The organism is Pseudonocardia xishanensis, assembly GCF_039541715.1.
GTDB lineage: Bacteria > Actinomycetota > Actinomycetes > Mycobacteriales > Pseudonocardiaceae > Pseudonocardia > Pseudonocardia xishanensis.
The window spans coordinates 66,870-82,004 of record NZ_BAABGT010000117.1 but is presented as its reverse complement, the minus strand read 5'-3'; the positions used below and the strand labels follow the sequence as shown (position 1 = coordinate 82,004).

Annotated in this window: 17 protein-coding genes; 8 read left to right on the top strand and 9 right to left on the bottom strand. The window is 74.9% G+C overall.

Annotation, left to right across the window (positions count from 1 at the left end; all coding sequences use genetic code 11):
• Window positions 1-99: 99 nt before the first annotated feature.
• Together ABD993_RS33665 and ABD993_RS33660 are read right to left on the bottom strand one after the other, a co-directional pair.
• Window positions 100-1,101, bottom strand: coding sequence for a cation diffusion facilitator family transporter (locus ABD993_RS33665; RefSeq protein WP_345427244.1), 1,002 nt, complete (start codon window positions 1,099-1,101; stop codon window positions 100-102).
• A 291-nt stretch (window positions 1,102-1,392) separates the two neighbouring features.
• The gene (locus ABD993_RS33660) at window positions 1,393-1,836 is read right to left on the bottom strand and encodes a nitroreductase family deazaflavin-dependent oxidoreductase (protein ID WP_345427246.1); all 444 of its coding nucleotides are present in this window, start codon (window positions 1,834-1,836) and stop codon (window positions 1,393-1,395) included.
• 83 nt (window positions 1,837-1,919) lie between these two features.
• On the opposite strand from ABD993_RS33660, the gene ABD993_RS33655 reads away from it, so the two are divergent.
• The 3 genes from ABD993_RS33655 to ABD993_RS33645 are packed head-to-tail and all read left to right on the top strand — an operon-like array spanning window position 1,920 to window position 4,647.
• Window positions 1,920-2,606, top strand: coding sequence for an acyl-CoA-like ligand-binding transcription factor (locus ABD993_RS33655; RefSeq protein ID WP_345427243.1), 687 nt, complete (start codon window positions 1,920-1,922; stop codon window positions 2,604-2,606).
• On the top strand, window positions 2,603-4,120 hold the full coding sequence (locus ABD993_RS33650; protein WP_345427241.1) for an FAD-dependent monooxygenase: 1,518 nt from the start codon (window positions 2,603-2,605) through the stop codon (window positions 4,118-4,120). The genes ABD993_RS33655 and ABD993_RS33650 overlap by 4 nt, the downstream gene beginning before the upstream one ends.
• Window positions 4,117-4,647 (top strand): dihydrofolate reductase family protein, encoded by a 531-nt coding sequence (locus ABD993_RS33645; RefSeq protein ID WP_345427239.1) that lies wholly within the window; start codon window positions 4,117-4,119, stop codon window positions 4,645-4,647. Before ABD993_RS33650 ends, ABD993_RS33645 begins: the two co-directional genes overlap by 4 nt.
• Window positions 4,648-4,677: 30 nt before the next feature.
• On the opposite strand, the gene ABD993_RS33640 is transcribed toward ABD993_RS33645, so the two are convergent.
• Together ABD993_RS33640 and ABD993_RS33635 are read right to left on the bottom strand one after the other, a co-directional pair.
• Window positions 4,678-4,956 carry a hypothetical protein gene (locus ABD993_RS33640; protein WP_345427237.1) on the bottom strand — a complete coding sequence of 93 codons (279 nt, stop codon included), beginning with the start codon at window positions 4,954-4,956 and terminating at the stop codon, window positions 4,678-4,680.
• Window positions 4,957-4,994: 38 nt separating this feature from the next.
• Complete coding sequence (locus tag ABD993_RS33635) at window positions 4,995-5,660, bottom strand: DedA family protein (RefSeq protein ID WP_345427235.1); 666 nt, start codon at window positions 5,658-5,660, stop codon at window positions 4,995-4,997.
• A 132-nt stretch (window positions 5,661-5,792) separates the two neighbouring features.
• On the opposite strand from ABD993_RS33635, the gene ABD993_RS33630 reads away from it, so the two are divergent.
• From ABD993_RS33630 to ABD993_RS33620, 3 genes are all read left to right on the top strand, one after another.
• A complete protein-coding gene (locus ABD993_RS33630) occupies window positions 5,793-6,317 on the top strand; it encodes a DUF1697 domain-containing protein (RefSeq protein WP_345427233.1) in 525 nt (174 codons plus the stop codon).
• Window positions 6,318-6,420: 103 nt separating this feature from the next.
• Window positions 6,421-7,737, top strand: coding sequence for an ABC1 kinase family protein (locus tag ABD993_RS33625; RefSeq protein WP_345427231.1), 1,317 nt, complete (start codon window positions 6,421-6,423; stop codon window positions 7,735-7,737).
• An 11-nt stretch (window positions 7,738-7,748) separates the two neighbouring features.
• Complete coding sequence (locus tag ABD993_RS33620) at window positions 7,749-9,062, top strand: ABC1 kinase family protein (protein WP_345427229.1); 1,314 nt, start codon at window positions 7,749-7,751, stop codon at window positions 9,060-9,062.
• A 450-nt stretch (window positions 9,063-9,512) separates the two neighbouring features.
• Here ABD993_RS33620 and ABD993_RS33615 read toward each other — a convergent pair whose 3' ends face one another.
• Both ABD993_RS33615 and ABD993_RS33610 read right to left on the bottom strand, forming a co-directional pair.
• Window positions 9,513-9,797: a hypothetical protein gene (locus ABD993_RS33615; RefSeq protein ID WP_345427227.1), complete on the bottom strand. Its 285-nt coding sequence runs from the start codon at window positions 9,795-9,797 to the stop codon at window positions 9,513-9,515.
• Entirely contained in the window at window positions 9,761-9,904 is a 144-nt protein-coding gene (locus ABD993_RS33610; RefSeq protein ID WP_345427225.1) for a hypothetical protein, read from the bottom strand. Before ABD993_RS33610 ends, ABD993_RS33615 begins: the two co-directional genes overlap by 37 nt.
• A gap of 42 nt (window positions 9,905-9,946) precedes the next feature.
• Between ABD993_RS33610 and ABD993_RS33605 the strand changes: the two genes are divergently transcribed.
• Window positions 9,947-10,096 (top strand): hypothetical protein, encoded by a 150-nt coding sequence (locus ABD993_RS33605; protein ID WP_345427223.1) that lies wholly within the window; start codon window positions 9,947-9,949, stop codon window positions 10,094-10,096.
• Window positions 10,097-10,166: 70 nt separating this feature from the next.
• On the opposite strand, the gene ABD993_RS33600 is transcribed toward ABD993_RS33605, so the two are convergent.
• Window positions 10,167-11,351, bottom strand: a complete 1,185-nt coding sequence (locus ABD993_RS33600) for an MFS transporter (protein ID WP_345427221.1) — start codon at window positions 11,349-11,351, stop codon at window positions 10,167-10,169.
• Between the two features lie 645 nt (window positions 11,352-11,996).
• On the opposite strand from ABD993_RS33600, the gene ABD993_RS33595 reads away from it, so the two are divergent.
• Window positions 11,997-12,608, top strand: a complete 612-nt coding sequence (locus ABD993_RS33595) for a hypothetical protein (RefSeq protein WP_345427219.1) — start codon at window positions 11,997-11,999, stop codon at window positions 12,606-12,608.
• A gap of 111 nt (window positions 12,609-12,719) precedes the next feature.
• On the opposite strand, the gene ABD993_RS33590 is transcribed toward ABD993_RS33595, so the two are convergent.
• Both ABD993_RS33590 and ABD993_RS33585 read right to left on the bottom strand, forming a co-directional pair.
• Window positions 12,720-14,078 carry an amidohydrolase family protein gene (locus tag ABD993_RS33590; RefSeq protein WP_345427217.1) on the bottom strand — a complete coding sequence of 453 codons (1,359 nt, stop codon included), beginning with the start codon at window positions 14,076-14,078 and terminating at the stop codon, window positions 12,720-12,722.
• A complete protein-coding gene (locus ABD993_RS33585) occupies window positions 14,075-15,085 on the bottom strand; it encodes a thiamine-phosphate kinase (RefSeq protein WP_345427215.1) in 1,011 nt (336 codons plus the stop codon). Before ABD993_RS33585 ends, ABD993_RS33590 begins: the two co-directional genes overlap by 4 nt.
• Between the last annotated feature and the right edge of the window lie 50 nt (window positions 15,086-15,135).

Genomic DNA, 15,135 nt, shown 5'->3' with positions numbered 1-15,135 from the left:
ACCCACAGCGTCACCGATGTCCTGATGCAGACTCGTCACCCATGTCCTGAGACATGGCACTAGCGCACGAGAGTGCCGTTCGTGCGTTACGGGGGCCGGTCAGGCGTCGAGGGTACGGCCGTAGCGGTCCAGGACGCGGGCGCGCATCGTCGGGTCCGTGCGGGGCACCGGCTCCAGGAAGATCTCCGCCAGGTCGGTGAACTGCTCCCGCAGGGCCGCGTCGATCGTCACGCACGCCCGTTCGAGGTCGTCCGCGCCGAGCCGGCCGTCGAAGTCCAGGCGGGCGCAGAGCAGCACGCTGTCGGTGCCGAGCATCATCGTGAGCAGGTCCACCACGGCCTCGACCTCGGGGCGGGCGGCCAGCTCGCGCCGGATCGCCGCCACCAGCCGAACGTCCGCCTGCCGCCCGATCAGCAGGCCCTTGTTCGTCCCGCCCAGGATGTAGGCGACCGCGGTCAGCAGCAGCCCGATCAGCAGGGACGCGATGCCGTCCCAGATGCCGTTCCCGGTGAGCTGGTGCAGCCCCACCCCCGCGAAGGCGAGCACGAGCCCGATCAGCGCGGCGCTGTCTTCGAAGAACACCGTCTTGACGGTCGGGTCGTCCGTGCCCCGCAGCCACCCGAAGAACGTGACCCGCTCGGCGGCGGCCTCGCGGCGCACCTGCCGCACGGCCTGCATCCACGAGGTGCCCTCCAGCAGGAACGAGACCCCGAGGACCGCGTAGGCCACCCAGGCCAGGGTCTGCTCGGCCTCCTCGCCGACGATCGACCGGATGCCCTCGTAGATCGCGAACACCCCGCCGGACACGAAGATCGAGACCGCGGCGATCAGCGCCCAGAAGTACCGCTCCTTGTCGTACCCGAAGGAGTGTCGACGGTCCGGGGCGCGGGCCGAGCGGCGCAGCGCGGTGAGCAGCAGGCCCTCGGTGGCGGTGTCGGCGACGGAGTGCGCGGCCTCGGCGAGCATCGCGGCCGACCCGGTCAGCAGGCCCGCGACGAGCTTCAGCACCCCGATGAGTGCGTTGGCCGCGCCGGCGATGATCACCGTGAGGGTGCTCTCGCCGCCCGAGCCCTGGTCGTCTGAGCCCTGGTCGTCGGTCACCGGCGCGACGCTAGCCGGGCACGCGGCCGGGCGCGCGGACAGCGGGTGGTTGCTGCCGGGTTGTCCGATCCGCCCGTCCGCTCGCCCTGCGGTAGAGCAGGCGCGACCGTCGGGGATCGCGCCGGGTGCATCCGGTCGGGCCGGTGAGACGACCGATCATCGCGCCACGTCCTACGTTCGGCGTGACGACGGCCTTTGTGATGATCCGACCGAAACTCGCGGCCCACTCCCGCGTTGAACCGAACACCGGTGCCGGTGGACTGGGGAGCCCCCACCGGCACCGGACAGCCTCTACCCGATGCGGAACACGGGGAAGCCCGGTGCCACGGCGAGCAGTTCCTCGTCGGTCGCGCCCTTGTCGAGGCCCTCGAAGAAGCGGCCGACCTCCCAGCCCCACTTCCGCAGGTAGTAGCGCAGGACCGGCGGCTTGTCGGCGTCCGCCAGCTCGGTGACCGTGATCGGCTCGACCCGACGACCGAGCCGCAGCTCGCCCCCGCCCGACGCCCGGATGTTGCGCACCCACTGCGTGTGCCCGCGCGGCGCGACGAGGTAGCGCACGCCGTCGACGGTCATCAGGTTGACCGGGGTGGTGCGCCACTCCCCCGACTTCCGCCCGCGAACGGCGAGGACCCTGCTGCCCATCAGGCTGATCCCGCGCCGCGCCAGGGCGGCGACCATCCTGTTGAAGCGCGCGTCGACGGCCTCGGGGACCAGGTACCGGGTGGTGTCGTTCATCATCGCCTCCAGAGTGCGAGCACTGCTCTCGCTTGAGAACAGTGAACACCGGGTCGCGACCCCCGTCAAGAGCAGTGCTCTCGATGCTGAACTTGCCTGAGAAGCATTTCTGCCGGATCGGCAGCATTCTCGACAGGGTCGTCGTCGTGGCGGGGCTCCGGGAACGCAAGAAACAGCACACGCGCCTGGCGTTGAGCTGGGCCGCGATCCGGCTCGTCGTCGAGCGCGGGCTGGACGGGGCGCGGATCGAGGACATCGCCGACGAGGCCGGCGTCTCGGTGCGCACCTTCCGCAACTACTTCCCCACCAAGGCGGACGCCATCGCCTACCGGCACAAGGAGCGCACCCTGCGGATCGCGGCGGCGCTGCGGGACCGGCCCGCGGGCGAGCCGCTGTGGGAGGCCCTCTCACAGGCCGTCCTGGCGCGGTTCGCGCTCGACGCGGCCGACGCCGGAGGACGCGGACCCGACGCCGAGTGGACGGCCGGGGTCCGGATCATGGTCGCCGAGCCCGCGCTGCAGGGTGCGCTGCGACGGGCGGACGCGGCGGCCGCCGACGCCCTCGCCGCCGCCGTCGCCGAGCGGACGGGCACCGACCGGGACGCGCTCTATCCGCGCCTCGTCGCGGCCGCGGTCGGGGCGGCCGTCGGGGTCGCGTCCGAGCAGTGGTTGCGCTCCGATCCCCCGCGGCCGCTGGGCCCCCTGCTGGCCGAGGCCCTCGACCTGCTCTCCTCGGGGCTCGAGCCCCCGTCGTCCCGGGAGGACGCATGACCGACGTCGTGATCGCCGGAGCGGGCCCGAACGGCCTGATGCTGGCCGCCGAGCTCGCCCTCGCGGGGGTCCGCCCCCTGGTCCTGGACCCACTGCCTGAACCCGCGACCGAGCCGAAGGCCAACGGCCTGGTGGGCCAGGTCGTCCGGCTGCTGGACCGCCGCGGTCTGTACGAGCGGCTCGCCCCCGGCAGGCCGCGGCCCGCGCCCGCGTTCGTCTTCGGCGCCCTCCCCCTCGACCTCGCCGACCTCGACGACCACCCCCTCCACGTCCTCGGTGTGCCCCAGCGCCGACTCGAGGGGGTGCTGGCCGAGCACGCCGCGGACCTCGGCGTCGAGGTGCGCCGCGGGCACGCCGTGCACGGCCTCGACCAGGACGGCGGCGGCGTCACGGTCGAGGTCGACGGCCCCACCGGCACCTCCCGCGTCACCGCGGCCTTCCTCGTCGGCGCCGACGGCGGGCACAGCACGATCCGCGGGCTCGCCGGGATCGGGTTCCCCGGCGTCACCCGGGACGACTCGGTCAGCAGGTCCGCGCACGTCACGGTGCCGAGCGAGTGGGTCGACGCCGACGGCGGGCTCACCGTTCCCGGCTACGGCCGGGTGCCGGGTTTCGCGCACCACCGCACGGACCGCGGGCTCGTCGTCTTCGCCCGGTTCCCCGGCCGTGCCGACCTGGTCACGACGACCGAGTGGGACACCCCCGAACCCGACGACCCGATGAGCCTCGCCGAGATGCGGGAGAGCCTCGGCCGGGTCCTCGGGGCGGACGTGCCGCTCGCCCCTCCCGCGGGGGCGGGGCCGCACCTGCTGCGCAGGCTGCGGGGCGGCAACACCCGGCTCGCCGACCGGTACCGGGTCGGGCGCGTCCTGCTCGTCGGGGACGCGGCCCACGTGCACTCCGGGATCGGCGGGCCGGGACTGAACCTGGGTCTGCAGGACGCGGCCAACCTCGGCTGGAAGCTCGCCGCCGAGGTGCGCGGGACCGCACCCACGGGCCTGTTGGACAGCTACGAGAGCGAGCGCAGGCCCGCCGCCGAGCGGGTCGTCGTGTCCTCGCAGGCACAGTCGGCCCTGCTCGCCCCGGGCAGCGAGACCACCGCCCTGCGGACCCTGGTCGCGGAGCTGATGGCCGAGCCGGTCGTTCGGGGTCGCATCGCGGACCTGATGAGCGGCGCGGACGTCCGCTACGACACCGGGGACGACCATCCGCTGGCCGGGCGCTTCGCCCCGGACGTGGAGACCGTCGGCGCCCCGCTCGCGGTCCGCAGCCGGACCGCCCGACCGCTGTGGGTCGCCCCGGCGGGATGGCCCGCGGTCCCCGGGCTCGAGGCCGTCGAGGCGGCCGCGGGGCCTGCCATGCTGGTCCGCCCGGACGGCTACGTGGCCTGGGCCGGAACGGAGCCGGACGGGATGGCGGCCGCCCTGGACCGCTGGGTCCCGGCCGATGAGTTCCGCGGAGGTGTCCGGTCTGTACCGACGACACCAGCGCACACCCCCCGGAGGACATCATGAGCAGGATCATCGCCGGCCTCTTCACCTCGGTCGACGGCGTCGTCGAGGACCCCCAGGACTGGCACTTCCCCTACTTCGACGACGAGGTCGGCGCGGTCGTCGGCACGCTCATGCAGCCGCGGATGCTGCTGGGCCGCACGACCTACACGGGCTTCGCCGAGCACTTCGCCCCGCTCGCGGGCCAGGACTTCGCCGACCAGATGGCGGCGCCGCCGAAGTTCGTCGTGTCGAGCACGCTGACCTCGGCGGAGTGGGGCAACGCGACCGTCCTCGGCGCCGACTGGGTCGAGCGGCTGCGCGAGATCAAGGCGGGCGACGGGCCGGACCTGGGGATGAGCGGCAGCGTCGCGCTGGTCCGCGGGCTGATCGCCGAGAACCTGCTCGACGAGCTGCACCTGCTCGTGCACCCGGTCGTGGTCGGGACGGGGGCGCGGTTGTTCCCCGAGGGCACGCCGTCGACCCCGCTGCCGCTGCAGAGCGCGACCGCTCTGAAGAACGGCACCCTGCACCTGGTCTACGCGCCGTAGCAGGGTGCTCGGCCACCTCGACCTCCTGCGCTACGGCCGAGGCCGCCCGGCGTCCTCCTCATCGAGCTCCAGCTCGAACGCGTCGTCGCCGATCCAGACGCGGAGGCCCTCGGCGTCGTCGGTGAAGTAGCCGTCCTCCTCCTCGCCCAGCTCCCGCGCGGCACCCAGCGCGCGGGTGCTGTAGCGGATCCTGCCGTCCCCGAGGTCGACGGGGCGGTACTCGCGTGCCAGACGGGCGGTACGGCTCTCCGTGGCCAACCAGGCCGCGTTCTCGGGGCCCACCTCGCCGGTCCACACGTCGTCCTGCACGATCCCCAGTCTGGGGCCGCGGCGCGGCCCCGCCCGTCTCAGAGTGAGACGGGCGCCGGGGCGGTGTCGGCGGCGTTCATCAGCGCCGCGGCGGCCCGCCTGGCCAGGATCCGGCGCCGGACGCGGCGGGCGATCTCGAAGCCGCCCGCGGTGATCCCGGCCATGAGGATGCCCGCGCCCAGGCACAGCAGCGGGTCGCCCTTGGTCAGCGGGCCGAGGACCGCGCCGACCAGCAGCATGTAGACACTCCAGACCGCGGAGCTGACGGCCGTGGCGGGCAGGAACATCCGCAGCGGCAGGTTCACCCGGCCGCACGCGGCGGTGCTCACCAGGCGCCCGCCCGGGATCAGCCGCGCGCCGACGCACGCCACGATCGGGCGGGTGTAGAGGTTCCGGCGGACCCAGGCCCCCAGCCCGTCCTCCTTCGTGCCCGCGCCCCGCAGGACCCGGTTCGAGGAACGACCGAGCGAGTACACGAACAGGTCGCCCAGCACCGACCCCACGACGGCCGCGGCGAACAGCCCCACCACGCCCAGCACGTCCCCGGTGCCGAAGCACGCGGCGGCCGCGACGGTCAGCAGGGTCTCGCTGGGCAGCACCGGGAACGGCCCGTCCAGCGCGATGAGGAACGTCAGCACCGGCAGCAGCCAGACGCTGTGCAGCACGGCGTCGAACAGTGCCGTGATCGCGTCCAGGTGGTGCACCGGGCTCCCCTTCGCCGAGTGGGTCTCGTGAGTACTCGTCCCACACTGTCAGAACGTCACGGCAGGATCACGGGGGCCGTCCCGGAGAATGGCTCAGGGTCACCCCGATGCGGTGAGCGGTAGGTTCCGCGGGTGCCGGGTTATGCGCTGCTGCTGCGCGGGGTCAACGTCGGGGGCAACCGGAAGGTGCCCATGGCCGAGCTGCGCGAGCTGCTCGACGGTCTCGGGTACACGCAGGTCAAGACGCTGCTGCAGAGCGGCAACGCCGTCTTCGAGGCGGACGGGCCCGCCGCCGCCGTCGCGGAGGCGGTCGAGGCCGCGCTCGCGGAGCGGTACGGCGTCGAGATCCGGTGCCTCGCGCTGTCCCGCGACGAGCTGCAGGCCGCGCTCGACGGCAACCCGCTCGCCGATCTCGCCGACAACGGCTCCCGGATGGTCGTGGGCTGGCTGTTCGGCCCCGCCCCGACGGGCGCGCCGAGCCCGGAGGAGCTCGACCCGGAGCGGATCGCCGTGCGCGGTGGGCTGGTCTACCAGTGGTGCCCGGACGGCATCTCGAACTCCCCGGACGTCGCGGCGTTCCTGCGCAGGGAGTGGAAGGTCGCGGTGACCGCCCGCAACCGCAACACCGTGGAGAAGCTGGTGGCGGCGATCCCGTAGGCGGAGGACGGCGGCGACGTTCGCGCTGAGGGGTGCTACCCACACCCCGATCTCCGTGGCAGCTCCGATGTCTCGACGGCCCGCCGCCGCCACTCTTCATCCCATGACCACAGCGACCGTCGCCATCCCCACCCGGAGCACCGCCCGGACCGCCGCGCTGGCCGCCCTGCCCGTGTCGTTCGCAGGCCGCGCCGTGGCCGGATGGGGCCGTCGGCTCGCGGGCGCCGACCGCGAGGAGGTCTCGGCGGACGCCATGGCGCGCAACGCCGAGCAGCTCTTCGCCGTGCTGGGCAGGCTCAAGGGCGGCGCGATGAAGGTCGGGCAGGCGCTGTCGGTCTACGAGCCGATGATCCCGGCCGACTTCGCGGGTCCCTACCGCGAGGCGCTGGCGAAGCTCCAGTCCTCCGGCCCGACGATGCCCGCCCGGGACGTGCACCGCGTCCTGGCGAACCAGCTCGGTCGCGACTGGCGCCGCCGGTTCCGCGACTTCTCCGACGAGCCCGCGGCCGCCGCGAGCGTCGGGCAGGTGCACCGCGCCGTCTGGCAGGACGGGCGCGAGGTCGCCGTCAAGGTCCAGTACCCCGGCGCGGGCGAGGCGCTCGACGCCGATCTCCGGACGCTGCAGCGCTTCGCGGGCCTGCTCGGCCTGATCGTCCCCGCGCTGGACGCCCGCGCGGTGCTCGCCGAGCTCCGCGGGCGGATGCTCGACGAGCTGGACTACCGCGCCGAGGCCGCCCGCCAGCGGGTCTTCGCCGCGGGTCTGACCGGCGACCTGGTCGCGCCGAGGGTGGTCGCGTCCGCGCCCGCGGTGATCGTCGGCGAGTGGCTGGACGGGGTTCCGCTGCGGGAGGTGCTGGGGGGACGCGGCAGCAGGGCGACCCGCGACCGGTATGCGCACGCCGTCGTCGAGACGGTGGTGTCCTCCCCCGCCCGGTTCGGGATGCTGCACGCGGACCCGCACCCCGGCAACGTCCTGGTGCTGCGGGACGGCAGGCTCGCCCTGATCGACTTCGGCGCGGTCGCCGCGCTGCCCGGCGGCTTCCCGCCCGCGCTGGCCCGGGTGCTGAACCACCTCGCCTCCGGGGATGCCGCGGCGATGCTGTTCGAGCTGAAGGCGGAGGGCTTCGCGGGCCCGGGGGTCACCGCGGACGAGGTGCTGCGCTACGTCGGCGCGCTCGCCGACCCGCTGCGCTCCGAGCGCTTCCACCTGCGCCGGGAGTGGCTGGCGGAGCAGGGTGAGCGGATGGTGGACCCGCGCGGGCGGGGGTTCTGGGAGACCGGGCGGCGGCTGGCGCTGCCGCCGGAGCACCTGCTCGTGGTGCGCGTGCTGTCGGGCTGGCTGAGCATCCTCGCCCAGCTCGACTGCACCGTCGGGCTACGGGGGCTCGCCCGGACGTGGATCCCGGGGTTCGGGCACTAGGGTCCCGGTCCATGGCGGAGAAGCAGGTTCCCCGCGGCGGCCTCGGTCGCTCGGCCCGGCTGGCGTCGATCCCGCTGGGGTTCGCGGGGCGGGCCGTCGGGGACTGGGGGCGGACCCTCGTCGGGGCGGACACGGACTCCGCGCAGACCCTGGCGCGCAACGCCGAACAGCTCTTCGCCGTGCTCGGCACGCTCAAGGGCGGCGCGATGAAGCTCGGCCAGGCGCTCTCGGTGTACGACGCGATGATCCCGTCGGAGATCGCCGGTCCGTACCGCGAGGGTCTGGCCCGGCTGCAGACCTCCAGCCCGCCGATGCCCACGGCCGACGTGCACCGCATGCTCGCCGAGCAGCTCGGGCGCGGCTGGCGGGAGCGGTTCGTCGAGTTCTCGGACGAGCCCGCCGCGGCGGCCAGCATCGGCCAGGTGCACCGTGCGGTCTGGCGGGACGGCCGGGACGTGGCGGTCAAGGTCCAGTACCCCGGCGCGGACCTGGCCCTCGACTCCGACCTGCGCACCCTCGAGCGGTTCTCCCGGCTGTTCGCCGCGATCTTCCCGGCGATCGACGCCCGTGCCCTCATCCGGGAGCTGCGCGAGCGCACGATGGAGGAGGTCGACTACCGGATCGAGGCGGACCGACAGCGCGCCTTCGCCGCCGGGTTCGCGGACTGGCCGGGGCTGCGGGTCCCGCGGGTGGTCGCGTCCGCGCCGAAGGTGCTGGTGAGCGAGTGGCTCGACGGCGTCCCCCTGCGTGACCTGCTGGGTGGCAGGGGCACGGAGGCGGACCGGGACCGCTACGGGCACACGGTCGTCGAGACGATGTTCGCCTCGCCCGCGCGGGTCGGGCTGCTGCACGCCGACCCGCACCCGGGCAACTTCCTGGTCCTGGCGGACGGCTCCGGGCTCGGCATGATCGACTTCGGCGCGGCCGCCGCGCTGCCGGACGGGATCCCGCCGGTACTCGTCGAGATCCTGCGGCTGACGGCCGCGCAGGACGCCCCCGCGCTCGACGCCCTGCTCCGCGCGCAGGGCTTCCTCGCGCCGGGCTCGGACTCGGCGGACGTCCTGCGCTGGGTCGGGGCACTCGCCGACCCGCTGCGGGTGGAGCGGTTCCACTTCACCGAGGAGTGGATCGCCCGGCAGGGCGCCCGGGTGGTCAACCCGACCAACCGCGCCTACCGCGAGACCGGCCGCGCGCTGAGCTTCCCGGCGGAGTACGCGCTGGTCATGCGGGTGCTCTCGGGATGGATGAACATCCTGGCGCAGCTGGACTGCACGGTGGCCGCGCGCGGGTCGGTCGAGCGCTGGGTCCCCGGCTTCGTGCACTGAGCGGCCGCTGGTCACCGCAGGGTCCACCAGACGATCGGCGCCACCACCAGGATCCCGACGGCCACCGCCGGGGTCCCCCCGAACGCCCAGCCCGCGAACACCCCCAGCGCGACGACCCTCCATCCCCAGCGCGGACACCGAGGTCGCCGTGGCCCGGGCGCGGCCGGACAGCCGGTCCTGCACCCGTGCGTCGGTGACGACGAGGGCGCACTGCTGCAGCCCATAGCAGAGGCTCAGGGTCGCGAGACCCGCGAACTCCGCCGCCTCGGCCCCGACCAGGGCGATCCCGGCCAGCGCCACGACGGCGGCGAGCCCTCCGGCGCGCAGCCGCCGCGCCCTGCCGCCCAGCGCGGCCCCCGCCGCCCCGCACACGTGACGAGCAGCAGCACCACGGGCACCGCGGCGACCGGGACCCCACGATCAGCGGGAAGAACTCCTCGAGGGCGTCGATCACGCCGACCAGCCCGGCGGCAGCAGGGCGCCGCGCACCACGGGGCTTCCCACCGCCTCGGCGAGGCCGGCGCGGAGGGTGGCGAGGTAGCCGAGATCGGCCGGCACGGTCACCGCCTCGGCGCGCGCCACCGCGGTGGGCTCGGCGTGGGCGGCCGCGGGCCGGAGGTGCCCGGCCGGATCGGCGGGCTCGGGATCCTCCGCGTCCGGCAGCTCCCCCGTGCGCGGCGGATCCGGAAACGTGCCGGTCAGCACCGCCGCGGCGACACAGATCCCCTCCCCCACAGCACGACCCCGACCGCGAACCCGGCGAAGCCCGGCGCGAGCAGCCAGACGGCGTACGCGCCCGCCTGGACGAGGCCGCCCGCGGCGAGCACCCGCCGTCGGGACACGCGGTCCGACAATGCGCCCGACGGCACCTCGGTCAGCAGCCGGTGACCGACCAGATCGCGAGGAGCGCGGCGATCTCCGCCGCCGACAGGCCGTGGGTCGGCGGAGAACAGCGCGTACAGGGGATGGAACGGGACGGCGTCCGCGAGCAGGGCCCAGCCGGTGACCCGGCGGTCCAGGCGGCGGACCGGTGACGTGCGTCAAAGGAACGGCATGAGCGGACGGTAGCGCCCCTCCCGTCGGGCGACACCGATTTCGCCGACGTCAGCGGGCGGGCACCCGGTCCGCGGCGCTCGGGCGTCGGACGTCTCCCATTCCGAGCGTCGCGACGAGTTGCAGGCCGGCCGCCCCGAGGAGCACGCAGAGGGCCGCGGCGTAGCCGTCGGTGAGGTCCACGAGCACCCCCATCAGCAGCGGCCCGAGGCCGGCCACGGTGTACCCGACGCCCAGGGCCATCCCGCTCGCCGCCGCCGCGGCCTGCGGGTCCGGCGCGCGCCAGGCGATCACGCCGAGGTTGAGCGGGAAGCCCGCGCCGCAGGCGAACCCGATGAGGAACACCCAGGCCCAGGCGCCGACCAGCGGCGGCTCCGGCCAGAGGATCATGCCCAGCACCCCCAGCGCGGTGCAGGCCACGACCACCAGCGCCCACGGCCGGACGCGCCCGGTGCGCTCGGCCAGCCACGGCATGACCAGGGCCGCGGGCAGCTGCGCGACGCTCCAGACCGCGATCAGCAGCCCCGCCGAGGCCGGGCTCCACCCCCGGTCGACGTAGGTGGGCGCGACCCAGGTCAGCGAGCCGTAGACGGTGAGCGACACCCCGGCCTGGTAGGCCGACGCCAACCGGGCGAACCGGTCCCGCCACGGCAGCCGCGTCGGCACCCGTGACCGCGCGGGCGCGTCGCCGCGCATGATCACGGTCCACACGACCACCGCGACCAGCGCCGGGATCGCCCAGACCGCCAGCGAGAACGACCAGCCGCCCAGCAGCACCGCGAGGGGGACGGCGACGGCGCTCACGATCGTCGAGCCGACCATCATCGCGACGACGTACGCCCCGGACACCGCCGCCGCCCGGTCGGCCAGCCGGTCCTTCACCACCGACGTCAGCAGCACCCCTGCGACCCCGATGCCCAGGCCGATCATGATGGTGCCCAGGGCCAACGGGACCGTCGCCGGGATCCCGCGCAGCCCGCTGCCGAGCGCGACCAGGCCGACCGACGCGCCCAACGCCCGCGTCGAGCCGAGTGCGGCCCCGATCCGCGGCCCGACGAGTGATCCGACGGCCATCGCGAGGATCGCGCCGGTCTGCACCGCGCCCGCGGTCCCCGCCGCGAGCCCGAGGCCCTCCCGCACGTCTCCGAGCAGCGGCGGGTACGCCGACAGCGGCCCGCGCAGGTTCAACGACAGGGCGAGCAGGCCGATCAGCACCAGCAGGGGGCGGGGACGCACGGCTCCTCCGTACCCGACGCGCCCGCTCACCGCAGGCCGGGGGCCGCCCTTTCGACGGGGGACGGATCGGGCGCGTCGAACCGGATGCCCCGGGCAGGCCGGTGGCCGGGGCCGTCGGCAGGTCGTCGACGGCGGGGACGACCTCGCCCGCGAACGCGAAGAACTCCGCGCCCCCCTCGCCAAACGGGGCGAGCAGCCGGGCGGCGGTGCGGTGGGAACCGAGCCGGGCGTTCCCGATCCGCTTCGCCCCGTCCGGACGACCCGGGGGCCACGGGCCGGCGCGGCGAGGCGAGCTTCGTGCCCAGCTCCCGCCGCGGCGCCCCGGCCGGACGAGCTGGTCCACCGCCCCATGCAGCCGCGCGGTCGTGGCGGCGCGCTGGATCGCCTCGGCCGTGATGCGGTGGACGGGGCGGGTCTCCGGCCTGCGGGATCGTCGGGGCGGCCACCGGTCTCGGCGGTGACCTCCCGCCAGAGCAGGTTCCGGCACTCGTCGGTGAGCGTTCCGGCACTCGCCGGTGAGCACCGGCACGCCTGCACCCTGACCGCCCGCGGCGCCGCGCTCCACGGGTTCTCCCGTCGCTGAGGGGACGCTGTGGGTCCCGTCCCAGTGCGTAACGGGGTCGGTCGGGGCACCGATGGTCCGCGGTGAGCCCCCGCACCACCCCGCCCGACCGCTCCCCCGCCGAGACCACGACCTACCTGGCGATCCCACCCGCCCCGGACGACCGCGACCCGTCCGAGTCGGAGGGGCGCGCCGCCGGACCGGTGCGGGAGGCTCGTAACCCGGCTCCGGCGCCGACGGACGCGGGAGGGGAGCAGGCCGCCGGCGAGCGGGCCGCCGGGGAGCAGACCCTCGGCGAGCAGACCGCCGGGGAGCAGACCCTCGGCGAGCAGACCCTCGGGGAGCAGACCCTCGGGGAGCAGACCCTCGGCGAGCAGACCGCCGTGGAGCACACCGCCGCCCGGCCGACCGAGGAGGCGACCACCGCCGCGCAGCGGACCGAAGCCGATCCGGCGGCGGGCGAACGGACCACGGCGGATGCGCCGGGGGCGGACGCTTCAGCGGAGGAGCCCGATCCCGGCCCCTCCACCGCCGTCCTGGAGCCCCTCGAGATCCCGCCCGCCCCGGCGACCATCCCGGCGCTCCCCCTCGCCCCGCGCGATCCCGCGGACCGCCCCTTCGCCGAGCCGCGGCGCTCGACCCCGGGCAAGCCCGACGCCCGCTGGCGCCGGCTGTTCCGCCGCGCCCGTCGATGATCGCGAGTCGTGTGGGCTCAGCGTCGTTCGCCCCACGCTGAGCGCACGGTTTCGGTGATCTTGCCGCGCTGAGCGCACGAAACGTGCCCAGGCGGCGGCCGGGCGGTCGGCTCAGAGACTCGCGGCGATGCGCTGCATGCGGCCGTGGACCTCGGCGACCACCTCGCCCGCCTCGGGGTCGGTGAGGCGGGTGCCGTCCGCCACCAGCGACCCCGCGGACCACACCTGCTTGAGGTTGCGCAGGGAGCATGCCAGGACGTAGGTGCCGTAGGCGTCCCAGACGGGGCCGGTGTCCGGGTCCCGCGGGTCCACGACGAGGAAGTCCGCGTACCGGCCCACCCGCAGCGACCCGACGTCGTCGGCGATGCCCAGGACCTCCGCCGAGCCCAGCGTGTGCAGCATCAGCATGTCCCGCACCGGCATCACGCCGGGATCGTGGCGGGTGGCGCGCAGCATGTACATCCCGAAGCGGCAGTTGGAGAACGGGTCCGCGTTGTCCGTGCAGGACTGGTCGTCCAGCCCCACGCCCACCCGCATCCCGGCGGCCCGGATCTCCGGGATCGAGGCCACGCCGGAGGCCAGCCGCCCGTTGGACAGCGGCTGCCAGCTCATCCCGCAGCCCGCCGCCGCGGCCTCGGCGATGATCTCCGGGGTGGTCTGGATGAAGTGCCCGAAGACCAGCTCCGGGCCGAGCGCGCCTGCGTCCCGGTACCAGGCGAACCTGGCCTGTTGGGCCTCCACGCCGAAGGCCGTCTCCAGCAGGTGCGGCTGGTTGAGCAGGCCGTACTTGCGCATCGCCGCGACCTCGAGCTCCGCGGTCGCCTCCGACTCCGCCCACTGCACGGTGCCGCTCACGGCCACGCCGAGGTGCAGCGGCGACTCGACCGCGGCCGCCCTCGCCACCGTCTCGTCGACGTGCGCCAACGCCTCGTCGAACGAGAACGCACCCTGCGCCAGCATCACCGAGTGGACGTGCCGCAGCCCGGCGTCCACCTTCGCGCGCAGCTGGGCGTGCTGGTACTCGACCGGCGGGATGGTCCCCACGTACCCCGAGGACGTCGACGACTGCGCCTCGAACGGCAGCCCGACGTCGGTGAAGTCGTACGCGGTCGTGATCCCGTTGCGCAGGAAGTCCTGTGCCCCGTGCCGGGTCATCCAGTAGATGTCCTCGGCGTCCGCCTTCTCGGTGAAGGCCGTCATCGCCTGGATCCAGCCGTAGAGCGCCTGGTCCATGCCGAGCCCGCGGGAGCCGGAGGTGAACAGGTGGCTGTGCGCCGAGACGAACCCGGGCGCGACGATCATGCCGGTCGCGTCGAGCGTCTCGTCCGCCGCCAGGTCGACGGGCGGCTCCCCCGCGGAGACGGCGGTGATCCGCCCGTCGTCCCCCACGGTGAACCAGCCCACGAAGGGATCGAGGCGGTCCGGGTCGATCGTCAGCAGGGTCGCACCGTGCACGAGCAGCTTCGTCACGGCGCCAGCGTGCCCCCCGAGTGTTGCGACGGGGTGAAGTGCTCCCACCCGCCTCCGCCCGCGTACTCCTCGCCGTCCACGGTCACCCCGGAGCCCTCGACGACGAGCCCGATCGGCGTGAACCCCTCCGGCAGCGCGGCCCCGGCCGGGAACGTGGCCGCCAGCGCGTGGTCCTCGCCCCCGGTCAGGACCCATTCCATGGGGTCGACGCCCAGCGCCGCACCCACCTCGACGAGCCGCTCGGGCACCTCGAAGGCCTTGCGCTCCAGCGAGATCCCCACGCCGGAGGCCTCGGCGACGTGCCCGAGGTCGGCGAGCAGCCCGTCGGACACGTCGATCATCGCGGTGGCGCCTGCGAGCGCGGCGGCCGGGCCGGCGGCGTACGGCGGCTCGGGCGCCCGGTGCGCCCCGACGACCGTGCCCGGTGAGCGGAAACCCCTGGTCAGCACGGCCAGACCCGCCGCGGCCCAGCCGAGCCTGCCGCACACGGCGACCTGGTCACCCGGCCGCGCGCCGGACCGCAGCACGGCCTCGCGACCCTCCAGCGTCCCCAGCGCGGTGACCGAGATCATCAGCGCGGGTCCGGCGGCGACGTCCCCGCCCACCAGCCCGACGCCCACGACCTGCGCCTCCGCCCACATCCCGTCGGCGAGTCCCTCCAGGGTCGCGACCGGCGTGTCGGCGGGCGCCACGAGCCCCACCAGCAGGCCGGTGGGGGCGGCTCCCATGGCGGCGACGTCCGCCAGGTTGGCCGCGACGACCTTGCGCCCGACGTCCTCCGGCCGGGACCAGTCCAACCGGAAGTGCACCCCCTCCACCAGCACGTCCACGCAGGCCACGACCCGCCCGTCCGGCTGCGCGACGACGGCGGCGTCGTCCCCCGGACCGAGCAGCGTGGACGCCGACGGGGGCCGGTCCCGGGTCACCCGCGCGATCAGCCCGAACTCCCCCAGCCCGCCCAGGTCGGGTGTGTCACTCGACTCCGAGGTGCTCGACGATGGGGACAAGGGCCCTCCTCAGGTACGTTGCCTTCCGACTTTCCTACCGGACCGCGAAC

Excerpts from the sequence above, each read along its gene's own strand:
- ABD993_RS33660 (WP_345427246.1), bottom strand. The coding sequence starts at position 1,836 with ATGAACGACACCACCCGGTACCTGGTCCCCGAGGCCGTCGACGCGCGC.
- ABD993_RS33655 (WP_345427243.1), top strand. The coding sequence starts at position 1,920 with ATGCTGAACTTGCCTGAGAAGCATTTCTGCCGGATCGGCAGCATTCTC.
- ABD993_RS33650 (WP_345427241.1), top strand. The coding sequence starts at position 2,603 with ATGACCGACGTCGTGATCGCCGGAGCGGGCCCGAACGGCCTGATGCTG.
- ABD993_RS33645 (WP_345427239.1), top strand. The coding sequence starts at position 4,117 with ATGAGCAGGATCATCGCCGGCCTCTTCACCTCGGTCGACGGCGTCGTC.
- ABD993_RS33625 (WP_345427231.1), top strand. The coding sequence starts at position 6,421 with ATGACCACAGCGACCGTCGCCATCCCCACCCGGAGCACCGCCCGGACC.
- ABD993_RS33620 (WP_345427229.1), top strand. The coding sequence starts at position 7,749 with ATGGCGGAGAAGCAGGTTCCCCGCGGCGGCCTCGGTCGCTCGGCCCGG.